17 protein-coding genes are annotated in these 18,923 nt (G+C 72.7%); 7 read left to right on the top strand and 10 right to left on the bottom strand.

The features are described from left to right. The first annotated feature begins 2 nt into the window (after positions 1 to 2). Together IFT79_RS04675 and IFT79_RS04680 are read left to right on the top strand one after the other, a co-directional pair. Positions 3 to 779: an Fpg/Nei family DNA glycosylase gene (locus IFT79_RS04675; protein WP_123571347.1), complete on the top strand. Its 777-nt coding sequence runs from the start codon at positions 3 to 5 to the stop codon at positions 777 to 779. A 309-nt stretch (positions 780 to 1,088) separates the two neighbouring features. Further along, entirely contained in the window at positions 1,089 to 1,799 is a 711-nt protein-coding gene (locus IFT79_RS04680; protein ID WP_192123009.1) for a peroxiredoxin-like family protein, read from the top strand. A gap of 76 nt (positions 1,800 to 1,875) precedes the next feature. Here IFT79_RS04680 and IFT79_RS04685 read toward each other — a convergent pair whose 3' ends face one another. Continuing rightward, on the bottom strand, positions 1,876 to 2,340 hold the full coding sequence (locus IFT79_RS04685) for an MSMEG_6728 family protein (RefSeq protein ID WP_192123010.1): 465 nt from the start codon (positions 2,338 to 2,340) through the stop codon (positions 1,876 to 1,878). Between the two features lie 197 nt (positions 2,341 to 2,537). On the opposite strand from IFT79_RS04685, the gene IFT79_RS04690 reads away from it, so the two are divergent. Continuing rightward, positions 2,538 to 3,230: a peroxiredoxin-like family protein gene (locus IFT79_RS04690; protein WP_123571349.1), complete on the top strand. Its 693-nt coding sequence runs from the start codon at positions 2,538 to 2,540 to the stop codon at positions 3,228 to 3,230. Between the two features lie 228 nt (positions 3,231 to 3,458). On the opposite strand, the gene IFT79_RS04695 is transcribed toward IFT79_RS04690, so the two are convergent. Next, a complete protein-coding gene (locus IFT79_RS04695; RefSeq protein ID WP_056043796.1) occupies positions 3,459 to 5,006 on the bottom strand; it encodes an APC family permease in 1,548 nt (515 codons plus the stop codon). A gap of 110 nt (positions 5,007 to 5,116) precedes the next feature. Between IFT79_RS04695 and IFT79_RS04700 the strand changes: the two genes are divergently transcribed. Continuing rightward, entirely contained in the window at positions 5,117 to 6,925 is a 1,809-nt protein-coding gene (locus IFT79_RS04700; protein ID WP_192123011.1) for an outer membrane protein assembly factor BamB family protein, read from the top strand. A gap of 30 nt (positions 6,926 to 6,955) precedes the next feature. Here the strand turns inward: IFT79_RS04700 and IFT79_RS16840 are convergent, their stop codons facing one another. Continuing rightward, a complete protein-coding gene (locus IFT79_RS16840; protein ID WP_207116407.1) occupies positions 6,956 to 7,477 on the bottom strand; it encodes a GNAT family N-acetyltransferase in 522 nt (173 codons plus the stop codon). 67 nt (positions 7,478 to 7,544) lie between these two features. Then, positions 7,545 to 7,847 carry a hypothetical protein gene (locus tag IFT79_RS04710; RefSeq protein ID WP_207116408.1) on the bottom strand — a complete coding sequence of 101 codons (303 nt, stop codon included), beginning with the start codon at positions 7,845 to 7,847 and terminating at the stop codon, positions 7,545 to 7,547. A 123-nt stretch (positions 7,848 to 7,970) separates the two neighbouring features. Between IFT79_RS04710 and IFT79_RS16845 the strand changes: the two genes are divergently transcribed. Beyond that, positions 7,971 to 9,611: an outer membrane protein assembly factor BamB family protein gene (locus tag IFT79_RS16845; RefSeq protein ID WP_192123014.1), complete on the top strand. Its 1,641-nt coding sequence runs from the start codon at positions 7,971 to 7,973 to the stop codon at positions 9,609 to 9,611. A gap of 42 nt (positions 9,612 to 9,653) precedes the next feature. On the opposite strand, the gene IFT79_RS04720 is transcribed toward IFT79_RS16845, so the two are convergent. The 5 genes from IFT79_RS04720 to IFT79_RS04740 all read right to left on the bottom strand — a co-directional run bounded on the left by IFT79_RS04720 (position 9,654) and on the right by IFT79_RS04740 (position 16,751). Then, a complete protein-coding gene (locus IFT79_RS04720) occupies positions 9,654 to 11,675 on the bottom strand; it encodes a glycosyl hydrolase (RefSeq protein WP_192123015.1) in 2,022 nt (673 codons plus the stop codon). A 179-nt stretch (positions 11,676 to 11,854) separates the two neighbouring features. Beyond that, positions 11,855 to 12,586 carry an efflux RND transporter periplasmic adaptor subunit gene (locus IFT79_RS04725; RefSeq protein ID WP_056043811.1) on the bottom strand — a complete coding sequence of 244 codons (732 nt, stop codon included), beginning with the start codon at positions 12,584 to 12,586 and terminating at the stop codon, positions 11,855 to 11,857. Next, the gene (locus IFT79_RS04730; RefSeq protein WP_235452281.1) at positions 12,583 to 14,658 is read right to left on the bottom strand and encodes a glycosyltransferase family 2 protein; all 2,076 of its coding nucleotides are present in this window, start codon (positions 14,656 to 14,658) and stop codon (positions 12,583 to 12,585) included. The genes IFT79_RS04725 and IFT79_RS04730 overlap by 4 nt, the downstream gene beginning before the upstream one ends. Positions 14,659 to 15,196: 538 nt before the next feature. Beyond that, positions 15,197 to 16,087 (bottom strand): hypothetical protein, encoded by an 891-nt coding sequence (locus IFT79_RS04735; protein WP_123571355.1) that lies wholly within the window; start codon positions 16,085 to 16,087, stop codon positions 15,197 to 15,199. Between the two features lie 25 nt (positions 16,088 to 16,112). After that, positions 16,113 to 16,751: a hypothetical protein gene (locus IFT79_RS04740; protein ID WP_192123016.1), complete on the bottom strand. Its 639-nt coding sequence runs from the start codon at positions 16,749 to 16,751 to the stop codon at positions 16,113 to 16,115. A 178-nt stretch (positions 16,752 to 16,929) separates the two neighbouring features. Between IFT79_RS04740 and IFT79_RS04745 the strand changes: the two genes are divergently transcribed. Further along, entirely contained in the window at positions 16,930 to 17,373 is a 444-nt protein-coding gene (locus tag IFT79_RS04745; RefSeq protein WP_043596785.1) for a hypothetical protein, read from the top strand. A 68-nt stretch (positions 17,374 to 17,441) separates the two neighbouring features. Here the strand turns inward: IFT79_RS04745 and IFT79_RS04750 are convergent, their stop codons facing one another. Further along, positions 17,442 to 18,482 carry a glycosyl hydrolase family 18 protein gene (locus IFT79_RS04750; protein ID WP_056043825.1) on the bottom strand — a complete coding sequence of 347 codons (1,041 nt, stop codon included), beginning with the start codon at positions 18,480 to 18,482 and terminating at the stop codon, positions 17,442 to 17,444. A 74-nt stretch (positions 18,483 to 18,556) separates the two neighbouring features. On the opposite strand from IFT79_RS04750, the gene IFT79_RS04755 reads away from it, so the two are divergent. Further along, on the top strand, positions 18,557 to 18,886 hold the full coding sequence (locus tag IFT79_RS04755; RefSeq protein WP_192123017.1) for a DUF3140 domain-containing protein: 330 nt from the start codon (positions 18,557 to 18,559) through the stop codon (positions 18,884 to 18,886). The last annotated feature ends 37 nt before the right edge of the window (positions 18,887 to 18,923 follow it).

Here is an 18,923-nt window from a genome sequence, read left to right on the forward strand (position 1 = left end):
CGATGCCCGAAGGAGACACCGTCTACCGCGCCGCCAAGAACCTCGACGCGGTCCTGCACGGCCAGACGCTCACCGCCAGCGACTTCCGGGTGCCGGCGTTCGCGACCGTCGACCTCAGCGGTGAGGTGATCGACGACGTGATCGCCCGTGGCAAGCACCTGCTGCACCACATCGGCGACCTGACGCTGCACACGCACCTCAAGATGGAGGGCTCGTGGCACGTCTACCGGCACGGCACGAAGTGGAGACGTCCGGCCTACCAGGCGCGCGTCGTGCTCGAGACCGCCGACTGGGTCGCCGTCGGGTTCGACCTCGGCATCGTCGAGCTCGTGGCCCGCGACGACGACGACAGCGTGGTCTCGTACCTCGGCCCCGACCTCCTCGGCCCCGACTGGGACGCGGCGCGCGCCCTCGCCAACCTCGAGGCCGACCCGTCCCGCGAGGTGGGGCTCGCGCTGCTCGACCAACGGGTGCTGGCGGGTGTCGGCAACGTGTACCGCAACGAGCTCTGCTTCCTGAGGGGCGTGCTCCCGACCCGTCCCGTCGGCGAGGTCGAGAACCGACCCAAGATGATCGACCTCGCTCACCGGCTGATCCAGGCCAACAAAGACCGCGTCGACCGCACGACGACCGGCAACCTCCGCGGCACGACCGACTGGGTCTACGGCCGGGCGGGCAAACCGTGCCTGCGCTGCGGCACCAAGATCAAGAGGGGCGAGCTCGGCGAGAGCGAACTCGAGCTGCGCGACACGTACTGGTGCCCTCACTGCCAGAGCTGACGGTCGCCTGCCCGACCGCCACGCCACCACGCCACCACGCCACCACGCCACCACGATGTAAACATCCCGCCACGCAATCGTGTGGCGGGATGTTTACATCGTGGCGGCATGGGTCGGCGACCGAGCAGCGCCGGGATGCAGGGGCGATCGGCAGGGCAGGGTCCGAGCGCCCGAGAGCCCGAGCGCCCGGCCGTCCGGCCGCGTGTGACGCCCCGTGACGCGGATCGGCGTCGGTCCGAGGTGACGTGCCTACGATCAGCGACACCCGACGGCCGTACCCGGCGAGCCCGTCAGCGCGAGAGGACGACCATGTCGAACAGCAACCCCACCGACACCCGCAGCACCGCCAGCACCCCCACCACCATCGCCGAGCAGGTGACCGAGTTCAACGAGGGGTTCACCGCGCAGATCGGCCCCGACTTCTCGAAGGTCTTCGACGACGAGCAGAGCACCCTGCGCGAGGCCGGCGTGCCCGACGACGCCGTGCGACCCGGCGACACCGTCGTCGAGGCGACGCTGTTGACGCCGCAGGGCACCGAGGTCTCGCTCGCCGAGACCGTCGGCGAGGGGCCCGCCGTGCTCGTCTTCTACCGCGGCGCCTGGTGCCCGTACTGCAACCTGACGCTCAAGACCTACCAGACCGAACTGCTGCCGCACCTGCGGGAGCGCGGCGTCGCGCTCGTCGCGATCAGCCCGCAGACCCCCGAGGGCTCCGAGGCGTCGGTGACGAACGGCAGCCTGGAGTTCCCCGTGCTGTCCGACCCGGGCAACGTGCTGAGCGGCGCGCTCGGCATCCGCACCGAACCGAGTGCCGACGCCCGCACCGTCCACACCCAGCTCGGGTTCGACGTCGCCGACAGCAACGCGGACGCGACGGGCGACATCCCCTTCCCCACCGTGCTCGTCATCGACCACGACGGGGTCGTCGTCTTCGCCGACGTCCACACCGACTACACGACGCGGACCGAGGTCGACGAGATCGTCGCCGCCCTCGACCTGCTGGAGGCGCGCGCCGCCTGACCCCGCCCGGTCACCCCGCCCGGTCACCCCGCGCGGCCTGACCCCGCGGGTCACCCCGCCCGGTCACCCCGCGCGGTCACCGCGACGCGTCGCCCGAGGTCGGCACGGGCCAGACGTAGTCCAGGTCGGCGGGTTCGTCGCCGAACTCCGCGGCGTAGGCCTCGGGTGCCTTCGCCAGCAGCTTCGACCGGTGCGAGCGGTGGACGTCCTCCCGACCGAACCACGGAGGCAGCTCGAACTCGTCCGCGCGGAACGCCGCCGCGTCGGCGGGGACCTCGTCGAGGGTGGCCAGCGTCTTGTCCAGGCAGGTGTCGGCGAAGCCCCGAGCGACCCACGCCGCGCAGGTCTCGACCTGGTAGGCCATCAGCGCCGGCCGGTACCCCCGCCACATCGCGGTGACCGGATGGCTCTGCCAGCCGTAGCCGGGCACGACGAGCGCCCGCATGACCTGGAGCGTCTCGACCCGCTGCTTGCCGAGCCGCTTGTCGTCGAGCACCTCGGCGCTGGCACGGAAGTCGGCGTAGGGGAGGAAGGTCTGCACCGCACCAGCCAACACGCCCGTGCGGGGCGCCGTGCGGCCGCCGAGGACGAGCGCGCGGCCGGTCCCGAGCCGGGCCGCGGCCGGACGATTGCGAACACCACCCCGCCCCGTGCGGTCCCCCGGGCGCGCATCCGCCTACCCTCGATCGAGGTGACCGGCCCGAACCCGGTGCACCCCGTCACGGTCGAGAGGACCCCATGTCGAACGCCGACTCCCCCATCCCCACCCGCATCGCCGACAAGGTGACCGAGTTCAACGAGGGCTTCAACGCCGAGATCGGCGCGGACGCCACGAGGGTCTTCGACGACGAGCAGTCGGGACTGCGCGACTCGGGGGTCCCCGCGGCCGCCGTCCGGGTGGGCGACACGATCGTGGACGCGACGCTCGTCACGACCGCCGGCGACGAGGTCTCGCTGTCGGAGACCGTCGGTGAGGGCCCGGCCGTCCTGGTCTTCTACCGCGGCGCCTGGTGCCCGTACTGCAACCTGACGCTCAAGACCTACCAGGCCGACCTGCTGCCCGAACTGCGGGAGCGCGGCGTCGCCCTGGTCGCGATCAGCCCCCAGACGCCCGAGGGCAGCGAACGGTCCGTCGCGAACGGCGGCCTCGAGTTCCCGGTGCTGTCCGACCCGGGCAACGTGTTCGTCCGGGCCCTGGGCATCCAGACCGAGCCGGTCGCGGCCGCCCGTGCGGTGCACTCCGACCTCGGATTCGACGTCGCCGACAGCAACGCCGACGCGACCGCCGACGTTCCGTTCCCGACCGTCCTCGTCGTCGACCGCGACGGCAAGGTCGTCTTCGCCGACGTCCACGTCGACTACACGACCCGCACCGAGGTCGACGAGGTCGTCGCCGCCGTCGACGCGCTCGACACGCCCCCGGCCTCCTGACCGGCACCGCGCCTCCTGCGTCGCACCGCGCCTCCTGACCGGCACCGCGCCTCTTGCGCCGCACCGCGCCTCCTGAGGCCGAGGAGGCGCGCCCGGCCCGGCCCCGCCGGTCACGCCCCGCCGGCCAGTCCCCAAGGCACAGCGCAAGGACCCCGTCCCCGACGACGGCCCCCGAAGGATCGGGATGCATCGTCCGGGACGGGGTCCTCCGTCGGTCGGCGGTGCCGCTCAGTTCGGACGGCCACCAGCGTCGACGGCGGGTGCCGGGGCGGCGGCGTCCTCGCCGAGACCGACCCGCGAGTGCCGACGCCCGTAGGCGAAGTACACGACGACGCCGATCACGAGCCAGACGGCGAACCGTGCCCAGGTGAGCGTGGTCAGGTTGAACATCAGCCAGACGCAGAGCACCGCCGACAGGATCGGCAGCACGGGCGACAGCGGCACCCGGAACGCCCGCGGCAGGTCGGGCCGGGTGCGCCGCAGCACGATGACGCCGATGCTGACCAGCACGAAGGCCGACAGCGTGCCGATGTTGATCATCTCCTCCAGGACGCCGACGTCGGTGAACCCGGCGATCAGGGCGACGAGCACACCGGCGATGACCTGGACGCGCACGGGCGTCTTGCGGACGGCCGAGGTCTTCGCGAGCCAGCGGGGCAGCAGGCCGTCGCGTGCCATCGAGAAGACGATGCGGGCGAGGCCGAGCAGCAGCACCATGATGACCGTCGTCAGGCCGATGAGGGCTCCGATGGCGATGACCTGGGCGGCCCAGCCGACGCCGACCAGGTCGAAGGCCGTGGCCAGGGTCGGGGCCTCGACGGCGGCGAGGTCGCGGTACGACACCATGCCGGTGAGCACGATGGACACCATGACGTAGAGCACGGTGACGATGGCCAGGCCCAGGAAGATGCCGCGGGGCATGGTCTTCTGCGGGTTCTTGACCTCTTCGGCGCTGGTCGCGACGACGTCGAACCCGATGAAGGCGAAGAAGACGAGCGAGGCGCCGGCGAGCAGGCCGAAGACGCCGTACTGCGCGGGCTCGGCACCCGAGACGAACGAGAAGAGGGACTGCGTCCAGACGTCTCCCTCGCCGGCCGGGCGGGGCTGCGACGCCGGGACGAAGGGCGTGTAGTTCGACGACTTGACGAAGAAGAAGCCGACGACGATGACGAACAGCACGATCGCGACCTTGATCACGGTGAAGACGCTGCCCACGCGCGAGCTGAGCTGCGTGCCCAGGACGAGCAGCACGGTGAAGAACGCGACGATGACGAACGGCGCCCAGCTCAGCTCGAGCGGCCCGATCGACAGGGTGTCGGGCACGTCGAGACCGAAGCCGGAGAACACGGTGCTGAGGTAGATGCCCCAGTACTTGGCCAGCACGGCCGCCCCGGTGAGGGTCTCGAGGATGAGGTCCCACCCGATGATCCAGGCCAGGAACTCGCCGAGGGTGGCGTAGGTGAAGGTGTACGCGCTGCCCGCGACGGGGATGGTCGAGGCGAACTCGGCGTAGCACATGATCGCCAGGCCGCAGGTGACGGCCGCGAGGATGAACGACAGCGTCACGCCCGGGCCCGCGAAGTTCGCGGCGGCGTTGGCGCCCACCGAGAAGATGCCGGCCCCGACCGCGACGGCGATGCCCATGAGGGTCAGGTCGGTGACGCCGAGCGAGCGCTTCAGCCCGTTCTCGGGTCCCGTCGAGTCGGCGAGCGACGACTCGACCGACTTCGTGCGCCACAGGGTGCTGAGACCCCGGGCCTTGGGGACGGTGCTCATGCTGCCTCCTGGGTGGTGCGGGCGATGGGGTCGCCCCGTCTCGGGGGACGACGCGCCAGCATACCGGCGGACCGGCCGCGTCTCGTAGCATGGCGGGCGAGGGGGGCATCGTGGACGGACGACCGTGGCAGCCGACGCGTCCCGAGCGCCCGGCGGCAGCCCGGGAGGCGCGGGCCGGCTCCCCGGCGACGCCCGCCTCCGCGACCGGTCACCCCGACGAGCACGCAGCCGACGTCGATGCTCGCGACGGGTACGACGGGGTGGAGGCCACCGGAGCAGGACGGCGCGCGGGGCGACCCGCGCTGCAGGCGGTCGGACGCCGGACGGGTCGTGCGCTGCGCCGGGGGTGGAGCCGCGCCTCCCGGGCTCGCCGCCTCGGGCTGACGGTCGGCGCCGTCGCCGTGGTGACCGCGCTCGTCGCCGGCGCGGGCCTCGCGATGCAACCGCGGTACGACGAGCCGGTGCGCCCCGCGATGCTCGTCGACGACCTGCGGTCCGAGCCCACGGCGACCGTCTGGCGGACCGACCTGGCTGGTGCGGCCACGCCGGGCATGCCCTCGGGGTGCGCCTACTACGCGTTCGCCGGGATGGTCGGCGACGACGCGCTCGTCACCGCCCAGTCGGCCGAGCAGTCCGACCGCTGCGGGGGTGCCGGAGGACGCCTGGCCCGGGTCGACGGCGACACCGGCGACGTGGTGTGGAGCGCGAACGTGGCCACGGCCCTGGGGCGGGCGGTGCGGTCGGTCCGGGTGACGCCGGACGCCGACGGACGCACCGCCACCCTGGTCGTCGAGGTCGACGCGGGTTCGACCCTGGCCCGGCTGGACCTGCGGACGGGCGAGGTCACCGACTGGTCGGCGGCGGTCGAGTCGTCCGATCCCGACCAGGTGACGCGCATCGAGGAGGTCTCGTCGACGACCGTCCTCGTCTCGCACCAGCCCCGGACGAGGTTCGGGCCCGACGGCTCGGGGCCGACCACCGACGAGGGCGACGTGACGGGGTACGAGCTCCGTGCCCTCGACGCCCCCGACGCCGTGTCGTGGCGGGCCGACGAACCGTCGCAGGCCACCGTGAGGCTCGTCGACGACGAGTTCTACGTGCTGACGACGGCCGGCGACGGATCACGGGTGATCGACGCCGCCACCGGTGACGTGCACCGCCTGCCGATCGACGACGACACCTACGGCTGGCCGGAGGCGGCCGGCGACCACGTCGTCGTGACGCTCGCCGCCCCCTCCGGGCAGCAGCTCGTCGCCTTCTCGCAGGACCGGCCGGGCACCGTGGACTGGTCCGCCGACCTGTCGGGCGACGCCTCGTTGATCGTGTCGGACCGGTGCGTCACGGTCACGGCCCCCGTCGTGAGCGGCGACCCGGTGGTCGCCGGGCCGAGGGGCTCCGACGACTCGGGCGACACCGACGACGCGGGCGACACCGCCGACGCGGACGGACCCGTGGGTCGGAGCGCGGTCACCTGCCTGTCGCCCTCGACCGGCGAGACCGTGTGGTCGACCACGGTCCCGGTCGCCCGCGGACAGACGGTGCAGTCGGGGTGGAACCCCTCGCCGAGCTCCGCCTTCGACGACGTGCAGGTCACCGTCTCACCGTCCAGCGACTTCGGCGACGAGACCTCGACCGTGACGACGTTCGACGCCCACGACGGGCGCGTGGTCTTCGAGGCGACCCTGCCGGGGTACTCGGCACCCCTCGCCCAGGGCCGCACGACCGTCTACCAGCAGACCTTCGGGGTCGACGGGCGTCTGGCGATCGTCGCCCTCGACCGGTCGAGCGGCCGCGAGCTCTGGCGGACGTCGCGTGACGACGTGCTGACGTACGAGTTCTGGGGGCAGCACCTGGTCGTCGTGACCCAGGACGGCGTCGTCCGACGCCTGGCCGATCCGACGGCGGTGGCCGACCGCTGACGACACGGCTGCGGCGCCGACGAGCTCGGCTCAGAGCAGCCGGTCGAACCGCTGCGTGGGCCGCTTCAGCAGCGAGTGCTCGAACGGGTCGCCCGCGGCCACCCATCCCTCGCTCTCGTACAGTCCGACGGCCGTCACGTTGTCGAGGAGCGCGTGCAAGACGACGCGTCGGTGGCCGAGCGCGCCGAGCCGGCGGGTCGCCTCCCTCAAGAGGGCACGCCCCAGCCCGCGCGCCTGGGCACCGGGCCCGGTCGCCAGCAGGCCGATGACGGGGGCGTCCTCGGGGTCGCCCGGCAAACCGCTGCCGGGCCGCGTCGCGAGCACGAACCCGTCGACGCCACGAGGCCCGTCCCCGTCGGGCCCGTCCACGACGGGCGCGTCCGCGACCAGCCAGACGACGCCCGCGTCGAACTTCGGTCGGGCCCGTTCGGCGACCCCCTCGAACGCCTGCCCGTCGCGTGCAGCACACGCCGCGACCCAGACGGCCAGGCACGCCTCGACGTCGGCCGGCACAGCACACCGCAGTTCGTGCACGGCACCGTGACTAGACACGGTGGGATGCACGAGACGCGGTGCGGTGCCACACGACCCGGTGCCACACGACCCGGTTCGACACGGGCTACCCCCGCACCAGCAGCGGGAACACGAACACCGCGAAGAGGAAGAACGCCGCCATGACGCCGAACACGACGTAGGTGCCGCGGCCGACGACCCGCTGACCGGAGGCCTCGCGGCGCTGCAACACGCGGCGACGGTAGATCACCTGGATGACCACGAGCACGACGATCGCCAGGGCGAGGATCGAGATGACGACGGCTTCGATGGCACGGCTCCTTCGGGAGGCGGGTGAGCGGCGGGCGGGGCGGGCGAGAGACGGACGGACGGGCGACGAGAGGGCGAACGGGCGGAGCCGCTCGTGCACCGGCGGGCGGGACCGGACGGCCCGCACCAGCCTAACGGCCGACCCCGGGAGCCCAGGAGGCGCGGGTCGCGACCTCGGGACCGCTCACGGCCCGCCCGCGCGCCCGCCTCGTACCATGGCCGGGTGACGGACGACGCCCGACCGAGCGACCAGCCGTTCGCGCGCGCCCGCCGCCGCGGGGCCGCCGTCTGGCACCGCGCCTCCCGCCCCCGCCGTCTCGCCCTCGTGGCCGCCGCGGTGGTCGCCGCCGCGGCGCTCGTGACCACCGCCGGCCTGGTCGAGGCACCGCGGTACTCGTCGGCCGCCGCGCTCGACGGCGTCGTCGGCGACGACCTGCGGCACGAGCCCGTCCCCGGGTCGTGGACGCTGACGCCCGCCGACGTCGGCGTGCCGGCGGACCAGGGTCGGTGCCTGCTCTGGCAGGCGGAGCCCGCGGTGGGCCCCGACCGGCTCGACGGCGACGTCCTCGTCAGCGCCGGCGGTGCCGCGGGCGACGACGGCAGAGGCACGAGCGCCGCCACGGACGTCGGCGCCGACTGCCGCTTCGACGGCGGCTTCGGCAGCACCGCGCAGGCCGTCAGCCGGCTCGCACGGGTCGACCCCGTCGACGGCACCGTCCGCTGGTGGGTCGACCTCGGCACCGAGCTCGACGCCGGCAGCGGCTTCGTCCAGGTCTGGCCAGCCGACGGCGCCACCGACACCGCCCTCGTCTCGACGTTGGGCTTCGGCGGGGACGGGTTCGCCTCGTCGTACGCCCGCCTCGACCTCGGGACCGGCGAACTGACCGACGTGACCACCTCGCCGAACGGGCGCGCGCGCCTGACCGACGCCACCGCCTCCTGGGCCCTCGTCTCGAGCGACCCGCAGTTCTCGTACCAGGACTCGCGCGTCTACTACGACGCGGAGCCCGGCACGGGCGAGTTCTCGCTCTACGCCGCCGACGACCTCGACACCCCCGTGTGGACGGGCGAGACCACCGGCAGCCAGGACGAGGCCCTGACCCCCGAAGGCCTGCTCGTCCTCGACGGCGGGACCATCACCGCGGTCGACGGACGCACCGGCGAGACGCACGACTGGGGGCCCGACCTGCCGACCGCCACGACCCTCGTCGTCGACGGCGACCTCGTCGTGGTGGGCCTCGACCCGGCGATCCCCACCTCGACCGACGACACGGACGGCACGGTGGTGGCGCTCTCGCTCGACGGGCGCGAACTCTGGCGGCACGGCTTCCGCCAGGACCGCGGGGTGCAGGCGACCGGCGACTGCCTCGTCTTCTCGACCACGCCGGGGGTCGTCTGCGTCGACCGCCGCACGGGCGCCGAGCTCTGGACGACCCCGCCCCGCGACCGCCGCCACGGGCTCGCGCGGGTGACCACCGACCCGGCCGGCGACCGGGGGTCGATCGTCTTCGCCCAGACCCTCGAACCAGGAGGCGCGGCGGCGGTGTCCGGCGACCTCACGTCGGACGAGGCGGCCCAGCGCACCGTCCGCCTGCTCGACGCGGCGTCGGGCCACGAGGTGGCCCGGGCGGTGGTGCCGGGCGAGTCCCAGATCGCGCTCGTCGGCCGCACGACCGGCTACGCCACGACCGCCTCGAGCGGTCGCACCTCGACGGTCACCGCCTTCGACCTGTCCGACGGACGCCGCCTCTGGCAGCTCGACACCGAGCGCGACCAGCTCGGCTTCTGGGGCGGCACCCTCGTCGCGAACCACCCCGACGGCAGCGTGCAGCGCCTCGTCGACCCGGTGCGCCTCGTCGGCTGAGCCGGGCCCGCCCTCGCCGACCCGCGCCTCCTGCGCTCGGCCCTACCGCGCCCCGGCGGTCATCACGTAGGCCATCGCGTAGGCCCGCGAGTTGCCGTCGTCGATGCCCGTCTCGGGCAGGTCGGCGAGTGCCGTCAGGGCCGCCGCGGCCTGGTCGGGCCCCTCGAGGGCCGAGTACATCAGCACGTAGTCGCCGAGCGGCCGGTCGAAGCCCGAGGCGCTCGCCTCGTCGACCACGCGCGCGATCTGCCGGGCGCCTCCGCCCGCCGACGACGTCAGGTACGACACCGAGGTCGGGCTCAGCGGGATCAACTGGATGCCCGCGATCGCCGACGGCTCGGCCGAGAACCAGGTGCCGTAGTCGCGCTTGCCACCCCAGGTCAGCGACACGATCGCGTGTCCGTAGCCGGCGGACGTCGGGCCGGTCAGGTCGGGGGCGAGCCAGTAGGCCAGCGCCGACGAGGCCTCGCCGCTGAGCATCCACGACGCCTCGTCGCCGAGCGCGTCGTCACCCGTGGCCGCGGCCCAGAGCGACAGGCCCGCGTAGGCGTTGACCGCCTCGGACGACGACTCCTGGTTGTTCCCGTCGGCGAACGGCGAGTAGCCCGAGGCCCAGCTGTGCGACCAGTAGGGGTCGAAGGCGCGCCGGTCGGGGAACGACCCGTTGTCGGCGCCCGAGGCGATGTCGGCGGCGAGCAGGTCCATGACCGGACGCCAGCGCTCGGCCAGTTCGGGGTCGTCGGCCGCGACGACGCCGGCGGCGTAGAGGAAGTAGCCGTAGTGGAAGTAGTGGTCGTTGAACTCGTCCGAGCCGAACGACGCCGCCTTGCCGACGACGCCCTTCACGGCGGGGTCGTAGACGAAGCACTCCTGCTCGCGCGTCTCGCAGCCCGAGGGGTCGGTCCACCGGTCGAGTCGGTCGACGACCGACGTGCGGAGGGTCTCGGCCGACGCGTCGTCCCCGAGCTGCCGGGCGAGCTGCAGGAGCATCGCCGACCGGTAGAGCGCCTTGCCGCCGTAGTAGGTGTCGACCGGCGTCTCCGCCGTGCGGGCGACGTCGACCTCGACCTGGTCCTCGAGCTGCGTCCTCTGGTCGTCGCTCAGCCCCGAGAGGTCGAGCCCGGTCGAGGCCGTGGTGACCGGTGCGTCGAACGCCAGCGTCGAGCCGATCGACAACGGGACGGTGCCGTAGATCGTGTCGTAGCCCAGCCCGGTGCCGCCACCCGTCGCCGCGTCGCCCATGTGCGGGGCCGGGACGAGCAGGGTGTCTCCCCCGGCCGCCGTCTCGTAGCCGAGCTCGGTGGTCGACACCGCCGACGACCCGGACCCGGAGGCGCGGTGCCCGGTGGTCACCGACGTCAGCGGCGAGGCGGCCGCGTCGAGCACCGTCCGCACCTGCTCGTCGGTGGCCCCGTCGGTCAGCGGCACGAGGACGACCGAGCCGCCCTCGTCGAGCCGGACCGCCGTGCCGTCGAGGCTGCCGTCTGTCACGGCGACGCCCCACGTCGTGCTGCCGACGGTGAACGTGCCGCGACCGTCGCCGACGGTCGTGACGGCAGTCCCGAGGGTGTCGGTCTGCGCGGTCGCGGCGGTGTACGAGACGACCGGCGAGCCCTCGGCGACGGTCGTGTGACCGAGCACCGCGTCGCCGTCGAGGTGGGCGATCGTCACCGAGACGTCGTCGTAGGCACTGATCTCGGTCGCCGAGGCCTGGACGTCGAGGGTGACGTCGGGCAGGGCGGGCGACACGATCGCCTTCTCGGAGGCCACCGGCACCGGGAGTCCCGCGGCGAAGCCGGCCTGTGTCAGCTGGAACGAGATCGGGAACGGGAACACGGGCGTCGGCTCGTCACCGAAGACCAGCCCCGAGAACCAGGTGTTGGTGGGCGGGACGAGGCCGTCGGCGAGGCGCATGGTCGGGACGGTGCCGACCGACTCGTGGGGCAGGGCGGCGACCAGGGGGTCGACCTGCGAGGAGGGGAACACGTCGCCTCCGGCGTCGGGGCGGCCCGTGGTGTCGCCGTCCGTGTCCGAGCCGCCGGTGCAGCCGGCCAGCACGAGCACGCCGGCCGTGCCGAGGGCGACGCCGGCGAGGACCCGGCGGAGGGTCGGGAGGCGCGGGGCGGGTCGGATCTCGACCCGCGCCTCCCGGGGGTGACGGGCCGGCCCGGAACCGATCGGTGATCCCGAACGATCCCGTCGGCCGGACCGACCCGTCGTCTTTCTCCGTGCGCCGGGGATCGTCAGACCCCGATCTGGCGCAGGAAGTCCTGCATGGTGTCCACGGGCCCGGCGAGGATGCCGTCGTCGCGGAGGTGCATGGTCGCCTCGACCGGCGTGCCGCTCGCGACGAGGCCGTTGTAGGCCCCTTCGCTCAGCTGGTCGCTGACCACGCGGACGGTGGCCGCGGCCGCGCCGTCCTTGGTCTGCACGCTGACCAGGTCGACGCTGCCCTCGACGACCTGCTGGTTGGGCAGCATCACGTCGACGGTCGCGCCGTCCTGGATGCGCTCGTAGTCGCGAGGCGTGAGCGTGAAGTCGGCGTCCACGAAGAGCGTGCCGGCCTTCTCGATGGTCGCGACGGACGTTCCCGAGCCGAGGAACCCGCCCTCGCGGACGTCGAGCTGCGACAGCGTGCCGTCGACGGTGGCCATGAAGGTGATGGTGCCGTCGTCGTCCACCGTGTAGGCGTCCGTGTCGGGGACGACGACGTCGTCCGCGAGGTCCTTCTGCAGCGAGGGGCTCTGCAGCGAGAAGAGCACGTCGCCCTTCTTCACCCGGTCGCCGACCTCGGCGTCGGTCGAGGTGACCGTGCCGCTGTAGTCGGTGCCGACGGAGAAGTCCTGGCTCGCGATGGCGGCACTGGTGCTGATGACCTGGGCCTGCCGCTGCGTGAAGATGACGGTGAAGACGGCCACGAGGGCGAGCACCACCAGGATGCCGACGGTCATCTTGATCCTGTTGCCCCAGGTCATGAGACCACCTTCTCTCGGTCGTTCGTGTCGTGTCGGTCGGGTCCGGACACCGGTCCCGCGTGCTGTGTGTGCGACGCCTCGTCGCCGTGCTGCGCCTCGTGGGCGTGCTGGTCGTCGGCCACGGCCAGTCGGGCCTCGAGCAGGTGACGCCGCTCGTCGTCGCGTCGGCGCTGCTCGAGTCGCTGCTCGGACGACAGCTCGAGGAACTCGTCGTGGCTCCGGGGCAGGGGCCGGGCGACCTGGGTGCGGAGGGTCTGGGTAGCCACGGGCCCGGTCGTGATCGGACCGGCGACGGTCGTGCGAGCGCTCGACCCCGAGCGGGCGGCACGCTTGATGGCTCCGGCCTCACGCAGGGCCGCGAGCAGGAAGGCCGAGAGCACGGCGGTGTTGATCAGGTTCCAGACCGTGGCGAGCGTGAGCACCCGGTTGTCCCAGTCCCGCCAGATCGCGACGAGCGAGGTCAGCGACAGGAAGAGCCAGAACAGCACCTGGGGCACGAGCACGTTGAACGGACTCGACGCCTTGCCTCCGCCGGTCACGTGCCAGGCCGTGTCCTTGCCGCTCAGCACGTTCCACAACGCCTTGACGTAGATCGGGAACGACACCGACGCGAGCATCAGCACCTCCCAGCGGAACGACCCGAGCGTGAAGAAGGCGAGCGCGATCTGCAGCAGGTAGAAGCCCGAGTAGAAGAGCAGCCACTGCAGCACCGAGATGTGCAGGTTCATCGGGCGCAGGTCGAAGAAGATCTCCATCGGCGGCACCATGATCAGCAGCAGCGGGGCGATGCCCGTCAGGTAGTGGGTCGCCGTCAGCGTGTACTGGAAGCGCTGGTCCATCGTCAGGGTGCGGCGGGGGCTCAGCGGGTTGTGCCGGAAGAGGATCTCGAACCCGCCGGTCGCCCAGCGCAGCTGCTGCTTGCTGTACGCCTCGATGGTCTCGGGGGCGTCGCCGATCGCGAGCGTCATCGGGATGTAGATCGAGCGCCACCCGGCCTCGTGCAGGAACAGGCTCGTCCAGACGTCCTCGGACTTCGAGTCGGTGTCGATGCCACCGACCTCGTCGATCGCCGCACGGCGGAAGATGACGTTGGTGCCGACGCAGAACGCGGCGTTGAACCGGTTGCGGCCGGGCTGGATGTACCGGTAGAAGACGGCCTGCATGTAGCCGGCGCCGCGGCTGACGATGCTCACGAGGTTGCCGTACGACTGCGGGGTCTGGACGAAGGCGACCTTCTCGTCGATGAAGAACGGCACGGTCTCGTGCAGGAACATCGGCTTGGGCACGAAGTCCGCGTCGAAGATGGCGAAGTAGTCGCCCTTGGCCACCGACAGGGCGTAGTTGACGTTGCCCGCCTTGGCGCCGTGGCTGGTCAGCCGGCGGATGTACCGGGCGCCGAGCCTCGCGGTGAGGTCCTTGACCTCGTCGCTCCGACCGTCGTCCAGCACCCAGGTGCGGTGCGCGCCCTGCATCGCGACGGCGGCCTGGACCGTCATCGCGATCTTCGACAGTTCTTCGCCGTAGACCGTGACGAAGACGTCGACGACGACGGTCTTCCCGTCGACGACGATCGGCCACAGGTGCGGCTGGTCGCGGACGCCGAGCCGGTCGATCGCGTCCTCGTCGTAGAGCGTGTCCTGCGTCGAGTGGAAGTCGAAGTCCCGGGGGTTCTGACCGCCCGAGAGGATCGTCCACATGGCCAGGAGGGCCTGCAGCACCAGGACGGCCTCGGCGATGATCACCGCGACGTAGGGCAGCAGGTCACCGCGGTTGGCGGGGTTCAGCAGGAACTGCCCGTAGAGCAGGATGCCCATGGTGCAGGCGAGCACGAGCAGCACCATGAAGGGTGAGTGGGCACGCCCCTCGGTGCGCGAGACGACCGACGCGTGGTGGTCGCTCGTGATGCGCGTCGTGGGGCGTGCCCGCGATCCCCGCTCCTCGTCGTGGTGTGCCAGGCGCCTCAGTTCGCTGCGCGAGCGAGGAGCCACGTCGAGGGCGGGGCCGGTGTCGGGTGCACCGGTGTCGGGTCGGTTTTCGGCGTCGCTGTCGCGGACGCGCATGGTTCGGGACATGCGTGTTCTCTCCGGGTTCGGGTCTGAGAGACGACCGGACGCCGGCGGCGGTGGGTGACCGCCGTCGGACGTCCGGAGGGGCGTCGGCGACGGCGGCGACTCGAGGTGACGCGCCGGGGTGGGCGGCGGTCGGGTGGGAGCCAGGGGCTCCCGTTTCGGGTCCGTCGACTGCGAGCGGTTCGGGCCACTCGATCGACGGGCTCGCCTCCGGTGTGGGCCTTTCGGGGGACCGTTCCGGGGACGTGTCGAAACAGTACAGGGTCGTTCCCGCCGATTCGCGACACCCGTTCGGGGGGTACGCCCCCTCGAAGGGGTCACAGGCCGCATGGACAGCGGGGAGGTGACACCCGTCCCGGCCCGAGGCTCACCCGTCTCACCCGTCCGGGGGGCACGCCGCAGGGCGGGTGGCACCGACCCCGGCGAGCGGGCCGAGGAGGCGCGGGTGGTGTCCTCGAGGACGGCCACGCCCGGGCGTGTCGCGGGCCGGTGCCGTCGGGGGCCGGGCCCGTCGCAGGCCCGGACGCGTCGCGGCCGGGCGTCAGACGGTGAGGTCGGCCAGCCAGCCGGCCAGGAACTCGGCCCCGGCCTCGTCGTGGATCGCGCCCGTCGAGCTCGTCAGCACCGGGTACGGCGTCGCCGGCACGCCGTCGGCCGGGCGGACGTCGACGTGCGCGACCGCGTGACCCTGCGCGTGCAGCCAGTCGGCCATGGCGTAGTCGCTGCGCGAGTCGCCGACCGTGCGCCAGGCGAGCGGGGGCTCGCCGTCGGCCGCCAGCAGCTCGAGCGCCCGCTCGGCCCCGAGGTCCTTGCCGAGCCGCACCGACTCGATGTCGGTCGAGATGATCGTCGGGTCGACGCGCCACTGCACGGCCCCGGAGGCGTCGGGCCGCACGTCGTCGAGTCGGCGCACGCCGAAGCCCCGGCGGACCAGCGCCTGCATCGCCTTCTCGTCGAGGTCGCGTTGCCGGCCCAGGTAGGTCGACGACTCGACGCTCGTGAGCTGCTCGATCGAGACCATCGCGTGCTTGGTCGTGTCGTAGAACACCAGGTCGGCGAACTCGTCCGCCACCAACGCCTGCATCTCGGCGCCGAAGTCGGCGGGCATGGCGAGCGACGAGTCGACCTCGATCGGGCCGATGCCGTCGACACCGTGCTCGGGGCCGATCGTGAACCAGACGGCACCCTTCTCGCAGACGCCGTGCACCCGCGCCCCCTCGGGCAGGCCGGCGGCGAGCAGCGGACCGACGACCTCCTCACGGATGAACGCGTCCGAGCGCCCCGTGTTGAAGACGATGGGCACGCCGAGGGCGGCGAGCGCCACGAGGTCGCGCGTGATCGCGGGCAGCGCGATGCTGCGGGTCACGGGGCTGGCGATCGGGCCGTCGACGTCGAGGAGCAGGCCGAGGCGGGGTGCGCTGGAGGAGGTCACGGGACCATCCTCGCAGCAGGTCCGGCTACGGGGCGGTCGGCAGGGACGGCATCGTCCGCACGAACTCGGCGAAGGCCACGATGAACACCGAGAACGCGACGACGATCGTGATCAGGTACACGGCGATGAAGAGCCACAGCGGCGCGAGCCCGCCACCGGTGCGACGCTTCACGACGACCGAGCGACCGACGACGTAGACGACCGTGAGGAACGCCCACGGCCACGGGAACGGCTTCACGATGCCCCGGGCCGTCAACGCCCGGTGGTCGAGCCAGGCGAAGACGACCGTCAGTGCGTAGACGAGCAGGCCGATGCCCATGTAGGCGAGGTAGCCCGGCGTGAAGGGCGACTGGTAGACGCCCGGGGTGATCGTGGCGGTGCGCTCGAGGTAGTCGCCGACGTCCCAGAAGGCGAGCCCGATCAGTTGCACCAGCGGCAGCAGGACGAGCACCCAGACGAACGGCGTCGAGGTGCTGACGCCGGGGTTGGTGCCCTTGAGCGGGTCGGCGTACCCACCGGGCCCGGGGTAGGGCTGCTGCCCCGGCTGCTGCGCCTGGGGGTGCTGGCCCTGGTACGGCGGGGAGTACCGGGGGTCCTGCTGGTTCTGGGAGTTCTGCTGGTTCTGGGGGTTCTGCCAGGGCTGCTGGCCGGGGGCGTCGCTCACGGTGTCTCCGTCGTCGTCGTGGGTGGGCAGGTCGGGTCGTCGTCGCGCGTCGGGCCGCTCTCCGGCAGCGTAGTGCGGCGGCTCGACTCGGCGCCCGCTCCGGTTTCCGCCTGTGGACGGACCTGTGAGGGCAGCTCGGGTGGGAGGATGGTGGGAACCCCTCGACAGGAGATCACCCGTGGCGTCGCTCCCCCTTTCCGTCATCACCGCACTCGAGGCCTTCGCCGCGCCCGATCGCAAACAATCCGTGCACGACCTCGCCGTCGACCCTGCCGGCCCCGAAGAGCAGGCCCTCGCCGACCTGACCGGGTCGGTCGAGTGGGTCGACATGGCCGTCGCCCACCCGCTCGGTCCCGACCGCAGCGACCCCGAGGGCATGCGCCGACTGCTGCAGGCGATGGGAGCAGAGGGCCGCTGCGCCGTCCTGTCGGCGTCGGGTTCCGAAGACGACCGCGACCTCGGCGGCGCCCTCGACGGCGTGCTGCACCAAGAAGGCGGCGCGCTCGTCGTCTGCCGTCCGGGTCCGCTCGCGTTGCTGATCACCGGCCGCGGCGAACACTGGCTGCTGAGCGACCGGGACATCCCCCAGCTGACCGGCCCGATCGGCGTCGTCACGCCGTAGGCGGCACCTCCGGCGGCGATCCGGCACGAGCCGCATCCGTGGCCGCAGGGCGGCCCGTCGCCCGGACGTCAGCCGCGGCGGATCGGGTCCCCCGTCGTCAGCTGCCAGATCGCGACGCCGTGGAGCCCCTTCGACTCGGCCAGATCGGCGCGCGCGGTGATCGAGCGACCATCCGACCACCAGAGGGTCGAGCCGTCACCGGGCGAGGCGGTGTACTCGGCCTGGTCGGCGTCCCACGAACCCGTGGACTGCGCAGCGGTGCGGGCCTCGGCGACCGTCAGCGCGCCTCCTGCGGTGCCGTCGCCCGTCCACCGGTAGCCGTACCCCGCGACGCCGAGGTCGAGGCGGTCGGCCGGGACGGACTCGAGTGCGGCGTCGAGGACCTCACCGACCCAGGGCAGGCCGCCGACGGGCCCCGGTTCGCTGAACCCGGCGCCGTGCTGGTCGTAGGCCATGAGCACGAACCGGTCGACGGAGTCGGACAGGGCGGCGAGGTCGTAGCCGAGGTCCGCGTATCCCGCCGGGTCGGCGCTGGGCTGCAGGGCCATCGAGATGCTCGCGTCGTCGGGCAGGGCGTCGCGGAGCTCGGCGGCGAAGTCCACCAGTCCCGGGGCGTCCGCCGCGGAGAGCGACTCGAAGTCGATCTGGACGCCGTCCCAGCCGCCGTTGACGACTTCTCCCGTGAGGCCCGACACGACGAACTCGCGGTTGGCCCGGCTCGACAGCAGTTGCGACGCGAGCTCACCGCTGAAGCCGTCCTGGCCCGCGTTGACGACGAGCAGCTCGGCCTTCCCGCCCGCCGACTGGGCGGCCTCGCGGAGGGAGTTGGCGGACTCGTCGCTCGGTGCGACCCCGGCCCCGCCGGTCGTGATCGCGACGCCCGAGACGCCGACCGTGTCGATGGCCGACCCGCTGCGGTCGAGCGCCTCGACGGCGGCCGTCGTCGCGTCAGGTGAGGCGATGGCGTAGCCCTCGACCGCGAGCCCTGCCGGGATCTTCGCCTGCGGCGCGACCGTCGGGTTGTTCCCGTCGGCCGAGCACGACGACATCGTGACCGCGAGCGAGGCGGCGAGCAGCAGGGCGGCGGTGCCGGCGGTCAGGGTGCGCACCGTGCCATCTTCGTCGATCCGGCGGAGCGGTGCGGCGCGGGGCGGTGCCGTCCGGGGCGTGCTTGGCTCGTCGCATGGCAGACGGCGGACGACAGCAGACCTGGGACGAGTTCCACGACGACGTGAACATGACGGCCTCGACGCTTCGCGAGTGGCTCGACACCGACGAGTCGCGCGAGGTGGGGCAGAAGGACGGCGGCGAGTCCGTCGGGCACGAGAGCGGCCGGCACATCGTGCGCATCCTCGAGAAGAAGAAGGCCGACCTGACCGACGCCGACTGGAAGCACATGGAGAAGGTCCACGGCTACGTCGCGCGCCACTCGAAGCAGCGCCCCTCGGGCGACGTCACCGACACGAAGTGGCGCTGGTCGCTCATGAACTGGGGGCACGACCCGCTGGCCTGACCGGCGACCGGCCCGACCGGGCCGACCGGCGGCCCGC

Source organism: Frigoribacterium sp. CFBP 8759 (genome assembly GCF_014841655.1).
Lineage (GTDB): Bacteria > Actinomycetota > Actinomycetes > Actinomycetales > Microbacteriaceae > Frigoribacterium.

What these genes read in the sequence shown, in the direction of transcription:
- IFT79_RS04675 (WP_123571347.1), top strand. Translation starts at nt 3, where the DNA reads ATGCCCGAAGGAGACACCGTCTACCGCGCCGCCAAGAACCTCGACGCG.
- IFT79_RS04680 (WP_192123009.1), top strand. Translation starts at nt 1,089, where the DNA reads ATGTCGAACAGCAACCCCACCGACACCCGCAGCACCGCCAGCACCCCC.
- IFT79_RS04690 (WP_123571349.1), top strand. Translation starts at nt 2,538, where the DNA reads ATGTCGAACGCCGACTCCCCCATCCCCACCCGCATCGCCGACAAGGTG.
- IFT79_RS04695 (WP_056043796.1), bottom strand. Translation starts at nt 5,006, where the DNA reads ATGAGCACCGTCCCCAAGGCCCGGGGTCTCAGCACCCTGTGGCGCACG.
- IFT79_RS04725 (WP_056043811.1), bottom strand. Translation starts at nt 12,586, where the DNA reads ATGACCTGGGGCAACAGGATCAAGATGACCGTCGGCATCCTGGTGGTG.
- IFT79_RS04730 (WP_235452281.1), bottom strand. Translation starts at nt 14,658, where the DNA reads ATGTCCCGAACCATGCGCGTCCGCGACAGCGACGCCGAAAACCGACCC.
- IFT79_RS04755 (WP_192123017.1), top strand. Translation starts at nt 18,557, where the DNA reads ATGGCAGACGGCGGACGACAGCAGACCTGGGACGAGTTCCACGACGAC.